At 67.1% G+C, this 462-nt stretch carries 1 protein-coding gene; it reads left to right on the top strand.

The window, feature by feature from the left end:
• Positions 1-462, top strand: a 462-nt coding sequence (locus tag IB223_RS18765) for a helix-turn-helix domain-containing protein (RefSeq protein ID WP_192203313.1), incomplete at both ends; no start/stop codon positions are given.

Here is a 462-nt window from a genome sequence, read left to right as displayed (position 1 = left end):
GCGTTCATCCAGTACCGCTCGCGCCTGACGTTGCGGCGCAGCAGCCGGCTGGCCTCGTTCCGTGCCAGCGAGGCGATCACCGTGCGCGACGGTCTGATCTGGCGCGTCCACGAGTACGCCACGCCGGTGCGCGAGCAGCGCGAGGAGGGCGTCAAGGACCAGCGTCGCCTGGGCCTGAACTCGGCCCAGGTGGGGAAGATGCTGCTGGATATCGAATCCTACTTCGGCAGCGCCCATCCCTATCTCGACCCGGAGATGGACCTGGAGCGCCTGGCACGGGCCACCGGCTACACGCGCAACCAGATTTCCTACCTGCTCAACCAGGTGCTCGGGCAGAGCTTCTACCGCTACCTGAACCAGGCGCGCATCGGCCATCTGCTGGAGCGCCTGCGCGAGGAGCCGGCGGCGCGCATCGACGAACTGGCGTTCGCGGTGGGCTTCAATTCGCTGTCGGTGTTCTAC

This window comes from Pseudoxanthomonas sp. PXM03 (genome assembly GCF_014852005.1).
GTDB lineage: Bacteria > Pseudomonadota > Gammaproteobacteria > Xanthomonadales > Xanthomonadaceae > Pseudoxanthomonas_A.
This window is presented reverse-complemented; position numbering and strand designations above follow the sequence as displayed.